This is a genomic window from Malikia granosa (assembly GCF_002980595.1).
GTDB lineage: Bacteria > Pseudomonadota > Gammaproteobacteria > Burkholderiales > Burkholderiaceae_C > Malikia > Malikia granosa.
The window spans coordinates 1-7,628 of the sequence record NZ_PVLQ01000148.1 but is presented as its reverse complement, the minus strand read 5'-3'; the positions used below and the strand labels follow the sequence as shown (position 1 = coordinate 7,628).

The following is a 7,628-nucleotide window of genomic DNA, read 5'->3' as shown; positions in this document are numbered from 1 at the left end:
GATTAATACAACAAAGCCGCGTTAGATTATTTGCATGAAATATAAGTAAAATTCCATACATGAAACCGCCTGATCTGGAACTCTTTCATCCGTCAAAACCAGGTTTTCGCTTCCGTGCGGGCCAGGTCTACCGACGCAAGGATCTGGTGGAGTACTTCCCCAGCGTGGATCGCGATCTGGGCCGCTTCGTGCAGGAGGGCAAGCTGTGCAAGGCTTCGCAAGGTCTCTACTACGTGCCCAAGAAAACCCCTTTTGGCACGGCTCCTCCCGCCGAACAAGCCCTGGTGGCCAAGTTCCTCGAGGATGACCGTTTCCTGCTGTTCAACCCCAGCAGCTACAACAGCCTGGGGCTGGGCACCACGCAGCTCTACAACACCACCGTGGTCTACAACCACAAGCGCCACGGCAAGTTCAAGCTGGCAGGCATGGAGTTCGACTTCCGCGAGAAGCCCAGCTTTCCGAGGCCCAAGCAGGTGAACCGTGAATTCCTGCTGGTGGATATGCTCAACAACTTGGATCAGCTGGCAGAGGACCATGATCAGGTACTGCAACGGGTGCAGGCCAAGCTGCCGACCTTCGACGCCGTTCGGCTCCAGAAGGCCGTCAAGGCCTACGGCTCGGCCCGGACCCGGCGCCTGATGAGCGCCTGGGAGGCCGCTGCACATGGCTGAGGCCAGCCCCGCCAAGAGAAAGAGGCAGACAGCCGTCTTTCTGCACGACCACCCGAACTTTCTGGACCTGATTCGCCAGGTCGCGCAGCAAGAGGGCATCGCCCCCTACCTGATCGAGAAGGACTACTGGCTGATGCACGGCCTGTGGTGCCTGCAGCAACAAGGCTGGACCTTCCAGCTCAAAGGCGGAACCTCGCTGTCCAAGGGCTACAAGCTCATCCAGCGGTTTTCCGAGGACATCGATCTGCGCATAGAGCCGCCTGCCGACAGGGTCGTGCCCGTGGGCAAGAACCAGGACAAGCCGGCACAGATCCAGGCCCGCCAGGCCTACTTTGACTGGTTGTCCGAGCAACTCCAGGTTCGCCCCTTGCCAGGCTTTGCCGGCATCGAGCGCGCACCTGAGTTTGACGATGCCAAGTACCGCAGCGCCGGCATCCGCATGGTCTACCCCGTGGCCACCGACCATCTGTACGGCGTCAAGGAAGGCATCTTGCTGGAAGTGGGCTTCGACGACACCGCCCCGAACCAGCCTTGCGATATTTCCAGCTGGGCGCTGGACGTTGCCCTCAAGAGCACGGTCGCCTTCATCGACAACCGTGCCCTGGGAGTGCCGTGCTACAGCCCGGCTTACACCTTCGTCGAGAAGTTGCAGACCGTCTCCACCAAGTTTCGCAACCAGCAGGCCCTGCAGGCCGGCGGTGCTGACGCGGCAGAGAGTTTCCCCAAGAACTTCCTGCGCCACTACTACGACCTGTATTGCCTGCTGCAAAGCCCCGAGGTACAAGCCTTCATCGATATGTCAGAGTACCAGGATCGCAAGCGAGTGCGTTTTCCGAAGGCCGACAACCTCGACATCGCCAGCAACGAGGCGTTCCTCCTGTCGGATCCGGAGGTGCGGCAACTCTACGCCCGCAAGTACGAAGAAACCAAGGGCCTGTACTACACTGGCCAGGTGCCCTTTGACGCGATCTTGGAGCGCATCGCCCTGCATATCGCCCGGCTCTGACGAGTGTTTCTGAAGACCGTTTTCCGATATTTCGATCGGCGGCAGGGTGAGAGACCCGAGCCGACCCAATGCCCCGGTTGCGCCCTCACTCCCCGAACACCTTGGCCACCTCGCTGAACTGCCGCTTCGCGCTCGAACGCGTGTAGCGGCCCAGCGTCACCGGCGACGCATGCCCCATGGAAGACTGCACCGCATCGGGAGCCGCGCCCTTCTCGATCAGCCGGGTGCCGAACGTGTGGCGCAACCAGTGGGTCGAGGCCTTGTAGAGCTGGCTCTTCTCGTGCTGCGGCAGCGCGCTGGCCGAGACGGCTTTTTCCAGCCAGCGCCTGACGGTCTGGTAGAGCGCCGGATAGGTGATCGGCGTCATCGGGTCCCTGGCCGAGGCCAGGATCGGCGTCTCGGCCGGCGCCTGCAGGAAGTCACCCAGGCCGCGCGCCGCCAGATACTCGTTGAGAGCCTCGCGCGCCTGCCGGTTCAGGGTCACATGCCGGTTCTTGGCCCCCTTGCCGTGCACCTTTAGCGCCAGGCCTTCCGGCAGAGTGACCAGGTCACCCAGGCGCGCGGCCAGCAGCTCGCTGGCCCGCAGCCCCATGGATTCCAGGAAACGCAGCACGAAGCGCATCCGGTGGATGGCCGGGGAGGGCTCTACCTGCTCGAAGTAGTGCAGCAGCGCCTGCATCGCGCCTTCCGTGATCGCCTTGACCTCACCGGTGGCCGTCTGGTCATCGCCCTGCTTCCTGGAGACCAGCCGGAACGGATTCGCCTCGACATGGCGCGCCTCGACCAGCCAGTCCAGCCAGCTCGAGACCACGGTCAGCGCCTGCTGGCGGCTCGCCGGCGTCAGCTGACCGCGGAACGGCGCCCAGCCGATCGCGCCGGGAGACGCCTTGCGGCGCGAGATGAAGTGCGGCGGGATGTCGCGCAGCAGCTCGGCAAAGGCCACCGCGTCGCGCACGCCGAGCTGGGCCGGCGTCACGCCCGGTCGCTCGTGCCGCAGCCAGACCAGGAAGCGACCCACCTCGCGCGCATAGACCTTGCGCGTGGCGTCCGAGTTCGCGCGCGCCGCGATCCAGGCCTCGACCGTCTGCTCGATGGTGAGCTCGCCCAGCAGGCTGCCAGCCGGGACAGGCGACGGCGGCCCTGAGACCACCAGCGCCCTCCCCGTCTGCCGGCTCACGCCGAAGAACGGCAGCACCTGCGCCTCGCGCGGCAGCAGCGTGCGCAGGAAGGCCTCGATGCGCTGTGCCTTGGCCTTGCCCACCGCGGGCAGCGGCCGGTACCAGGCCCCGCCCGCGCTCACCCGCGAGTTCAGCTCGCCCAGCGTGCGGATGCCGGCCAGGTCGAGCTTTCTGGCCAGCGCCTCGTCGAACCAGCCGCCGACGAAGTCCGACGGACTCGGCGCCTCGGCCACCGCCGATTCGAGCGACCGCAGCAGCTCGATCTGGCGCCGGCGCAGCCGCTCCCGGCGCTGCGCCTTCGGGTCCGGACCCTGAACCTCGCCACAGCACTCGGCATAGAGCTCGGTCACCTCGGCCTCGCTCCAGCCGTCCAGGCCGCGCTCGGCGATGAAGTCCTCCAGGCTGGGCTGGGCCGTGCCGGAGACGCGGATCGTCAGGCCGATCAGGCGCGCCGAAGTCTCGCCCCGGCGCCGTGCCGCCGCACGTACCTGGTCGACCACGAGACGGTGGGCGGTCACGGCCTCGTGGCCGTGCTCGATGCCGAGGTAGCGCCGGGCGCAGTCGGTGCGCTCCAGCCCCTCGGCGACGGCGCGCAGGTAGGCGAAGTGGTGCGGCCCGAGGCGGCGGCGGTAGAGGCTGGCGGGTGGGGTGCCGTAAGGGCTTGTGGCCATGGGAGTCTGGTGGATCGGCTGGCGGGTGTCGGTTCTGGCGGCGCTTTTGCCAGCAGGATTTTAACTAAAGATAAGTAAAGATTATCTTTGCTTTATTCCTTGGAATATTTTAGATGCGTGCGCACGCAATAAATTATTGCAATGGGGTTTCCACACATATTGTGTTGCGATCTCCCCCACCGCAAGCAAGCTTTTCAAGGGACTCAGAATAGCCGTCAAGAGAAAAATGCTCGGGAGTTCCTTGGGACGCACGAGGCATCCACAACCGGCGGTGACAAGACCACATTATCCGAAGTGCCACCCTGCTAGGCAGCGCCAGATGCTGGAGACAACCTTATTGCCGTGCAGAAACGTCTACCAAAGCAGCCTAGTCGCACCGGTTTTCGAGTTACAAATATGTCATGATATACAAATCATATTCAATATGACTTCATGAGCCAACTGGAACGCCTCTACCGCATCGAGCAGATGCTGCTCAACGCTCCGGTCGTCAGCTTCAAGCGGCTGCAGGAAACGCTGGAAGTCTCGCGTGCCACCCTCAAGCGGGACCTGGCCTACCTGCGTGACCGCCTGCACGCGCCGATCGAGTACGACCGCTTCGCCGGCGGCTACAAGATGGCTGCTCCACACCGGGACCAGCGATACCAGCTGCCGGGCCTATGGTTCTCGCCACAGGAGATCTGCGCGCTGCTGACCATGCACCATCTGCTGCGCGAGCTCGACAGCGGCGGCCTGCTCGCTCCCCACGTCCAACCTCTGCTCGAGCGCATCCAGTCCCTGATAGGCAGCGGACACGCTGACGCCAAGCAGGTCACTGCGCGCGTCAAGCTAATCAACGCCAGCCAGCACCGCCAGACCGACCCGGCCGCGTTCGAGGTAGTGGGCAACGCGCTCATGATGCGAAAGCGCTTGCGCTTCAGCTATGAGGGACGGCACCGCAACGATGTCACCCAGCGTGAGGTCTCGCCGCAGCGGCTGAGCTACTACCGAGAAAACTGGTACCTCGATGCCTGGTGCCACGACAAGCAGGCGTTGCGAAAATTCGCGCTCGACGCCATGCGCGAACCGGTCATGAGCGAAGAGGCGGCGTACGAACTACCGCTTGACGAGGTCAACCGCAAGCTGGCCGAAGGCTATGGTGTCTACTTCGGCGGCAAGACACAGACCGCCAGGCTGCGCTTCAACGCCGCAGCGGCCCGCTGGATCCGGCACGAACGCTGGCATCCGCAGCAGGTCTCGCGCGAGTTGGAAGATGGCGCGCTCGAACTCTCCCTGCCCTACAGCCAGCCCACCGAGCTGGTGATGGACATCCTGCGCCATGGCGACAGCGTCGAGGTACTGGCTCCCCCGGCCCTGCGCCAGGCAGTGATCGAGCGTATCGAGGCCATGCAAGACCTATACGCCACCTAAGGACAGAACTGCAGGCTCACCCCTTGAGCCAGTCGGGACCGACACTGATCTCCGTCACGCATAACACCGGAGTTCGCCATGAGCCTCAACACCATCATCGAAGAGGAGAACGTCAACCTCGCTACCCTGTCGGTCGAACTCGAGCGTGCCACCATCGCCAACGAGCCGCAGGGCAATAAGTCACTCTACGTCGGCGAACCCGGCATGTTCCCGTTCTGGATCGAGATCCACGAAGGCATCCGCTTCATCCTGCTGCACAGCTATCTCGAGTTCATGCCGGAATGCGAACACGCCGACCGGCTTGAACTTTGCGAGCGCATCAACCAGAAACTCTACCTGCCAGCCTTCCACGTGCGCAGCGTCCAGCGCGAGGGTGAGCCCGATAGCTTCCGCCTGGTCGGAAACTATCCCCTGTACTACCGCGACGGCCTGTTCTCGAGCCACTTCATCCGCCTGTGCCGCCTGTTCTCGGACGGCATGAAGCGGGTCGAGGCCGAGTTCGACCCCGAACACCAGCTGTTGCAGAAACTTTGAGCGACACAACGACAATGACTCTCACGTCCGAACAGATCAAGACCTTGCTGCCGGCAGCGCGCAAAGCCATCCTGGCCACCCAATCGGCCCGCCCGGCCATGCTGCAGCGCGTGCTCAAGCTGGGCTGGAACGCGGCCAGCGATCTAATGAGCCAGTTCGAGGGCGAACTTGTCTCGGCTCCCGGTCCCGACGGGCAACGCACCATCCTGCCACGCCTGCTCGACCTCACGCACCAGGTCTATCCACGCAACAGCTACTGGGTGAGACCCGATTCGCTGATGGCCGGCGAGTACCCGGGCGACCGGGACCCCAGAAGCACCCAGCGCAAGTTGGCCGACTACCTGCACCAAGGCCTTGATGCCTTCCTCGATCTGACCGAGGCCGGCGAACTGAGGCCCTATGAGGACGACCTCTACACCGTGGCCAGCGAGGCAGGGATCAACTGCGCCTACCGCCGCATGCCGATCCGCGATGTGGACGTGCCAGAACAGCCCGGTCAAATGCGCGCCATCCTGGACCAGATAGAGCAATGGCGGCGGCAGCGCCGCAAGGTCTATGTGCACTGCTGGGGCGGCGTCGGCCGCACCGGCACCGTTGTCGGCTGCTACCTGGTCGATTACGGGCTGTCGGGCCAGGCCGCGCTGGAACAGCTGCGCCTGCTATGGACTCGCATGAGCGAAGACAAGCGCCGGCGCAAACCCCACACGCCCGAGACCCAGGCCCAGCGCAACTATGTGCTGAGCTGGGACGACATGGCAGACACCCTTTACGAGCAAGAACACCCCGATGACCTGGTTTGAAAACCTGACCGGATTCGCTGAAACCGGCTACGAAGCCACCCGCGCCCGGCTGCGCTCGCTGGCCAACGGCCGCAGCTGGCAGATCGGCCAGCTCGAAACCCCCAGCCTGGCCGAACTGCGCGCACGCGCCGCCCGGGCGCTGGCCGCCACGCCCGGCCAACTGCGAGTGCGCAACCTGGCAGCGGACGCCCATGCGCTGCACGCCCAGCCCGAGCTGGCGGGCGCACTGGTACAAGTCGCCTCGCAGTTCAACCTGCTCGAGATGACCAGCTACCACGTCACACCCGAACACGGCGTGAGCGACTACGAATACGACCGCACCCAGGGCCCGGCCTACGCGCGTGCTGCAGGCGCGGGCACGATCTACCGCAACTATTTCGCCCCTGTTGGCGAGCGGATCGGCCAGACCCGGGAGCACCAGATCGACACCCTGGCTGACCTGCGATCTGCATTACCAGGCGGCGACCGGATTGAGATGCGCAACGGCTACGCCCTGGCCGACACCGACACGCTACGGACCATCAAGGCAGCACTCGATGCCGCCAGCCCCACTGAGCTTGACGCCATGCGCGCCCGGTTGCGCATCGGCCTGCACTGGGATGTGGAAGTCACCGCAGCCGGCGCGCCAAAGGGCCAGACCGTGAGCCAGGCCTACTGCTCGGCGCTGCCGGTCAGCTACAACCGCGACAGCGACCCCGAACTCTGGCATCACTTTGCGCGCCTGGTGCTCGAAGCCGCCTACGAGGCCACGCTGCTGGCAGGCGTCATCAATGCAACCCGTACGGGCGGCAGCAACAGCGTCTACCTGACTCTGCTCGGCGGAGGCGCCTTCGGCAACCGGCGCGAGTGGATCACAGACGCGATCCAGCGTGCGCTCGACGGCATGCGTGGCCAGGCACTTGACGTCTGCTTGGTCAGCTACGGGCATGTGCCGGCCGACCTGCAGGCGCTCGTTGCCGACTACGAACCAGACCAGAAGGGCTGAATCCCATGTGGCTGATGACACCGATTGGCTTTTTCAGCATCGTCGAGAAGCCCTACGACCGCTACGACGGAATGCTGACCGTTCGTGCGCGGGTCGAGGGCGACCTGACTTCGCTCAAGTCCCGCTATCTGCCTGAACTGGGCCAGATCCAGGCAGACCAAGGTACAGACTACCGCTACCGGGCTACTGCGCCGAGGGAGGCGGTTGCGCGCGCGCTGTCACAGCTGACGCTGGATCTGGACTACTCGAACTTCAAGGATGAGGTGAACCGGATGCAGGGACATGAAAGGGCCAGGGTGTATGGGGAAGTGTGGCATTGCCTATACAGGCTGGAAGAAAAGTTCAAAACTGATTACTAAGGTTTCCGAAAGTA

At 64.0% G+C, this 7,628-nt stretch carries 8 protein-coding genes; 7 read left to right on the top strand and 1 reads right to left on the bottom strand.

What is annotated here, in order from left to right:
• Positions 1–59 precede the first annotated feature (59 nt).
• Positions 60–671, top strand: a complete 612-nt coding sequence (locus C6P64_RS17685; RefSeq protein ID WP_105749839.1) for a hypothetical protein — start codon at positions 60–62, stop codon at positions 669–671.
• A complete protein-coding gene (locus C6P64_RS17680; RefSeq protein WP_105749838.1) occupies positions 664–1,677 on the top strand; it encodes a nucleotidyl transferase AbiEii/AbiGii toxin family protein in 1,014 nt (337 codons plus the stop codon). The genes C6P64_RS17685 and C6P64_RS17680 overlap by 8 nt, the downstream gene beginning before the upstream one ends.
• Before the next feature lie 85 nt (positions 1,678–1,762).
• Here C6P64_RS17680 and C6P64_RS17675 read toward each other — a convergent pair whose 3' ends face one another.
• On the bottom strand, positions 1,763–3,526 hold the full coding sequence (locus C6P64_RS17675) for a tyrosine-type recombinase/integrase (RefSeq protein WP_105749837.1): 1,764 nt from the start codon (positions 3,524–3,526) through the stop codon (positions 1,763–1,765).
• Between the two features lie 432 nt (positions 3,527–3,958).
• On the opposite strand from C6P64_RS17675, the gene C6P64_RS17670 reads away from it, so the two are divergent.
• The 5 genes from C6P64_RS17670 to C6P64_RS17650 all read left to right on the top strand — a co-directional run bounded on the left by C6P64_RS17670 (position 3,959) and on the right by C6P64_RS17650 (position 7,614).
• On the top strand, positions 3,959–4,936 hold the full coding sequence (locus C6P64_RS17670; protein ID WP_105749836.1) for a helix-turn-helix transcriptional regulator: 978 nt from the start codon (positions 3,959–3,961) through the stop codon (positions 4,934–4,936).
• Between the two features lie 78 nt (positions 4,937–5,014).
• Entirely contained in the window at positions 5,015–5,470 is a 456-nt protein-coding gene (locus C6P64_RS17665) for a hypothetical protein (protein WP_105749835.1), read from the top strand.
• A gap of 14 nt (positions 5,471–5,484) precedes the next feature.
• Positions 5,485–6,270, top strand: coding sequence for a protein-tyrosine phosphatase family protein (locus C6P64_RS17660; protein ID WP_105749834.1), 786 nt, complete (start codon positions 5,485–5,487; stop codon positions 6,268–6,270).
• A complete protein-coding gene (locus C6P64_RS17655; protein ID WP_105749833.1) occupies positions 6,257–7,255 on the top strand; it encodes a hypothetical protein in 999 nt (332 codons plus the stop codon). Before C6P64_RS17660 ends, C6P64_RS17655 begins: the two co-directional genes overlap by 14 nt.
• A 5-nt stretch (positions 7,256–7,260) precedes the next feature.
• A complete protein-coding gene (locus tag C6P64_RS17650; protein WP_105749832.1) occupies positions 7,261–7,614 on the top strand; it encodes a hypothetical protein in 354 nt (117 codons plus the stop codon).
• The last annotated feature ends 14 nt before the right edge of the window (positions 7,615–7,628 follow it).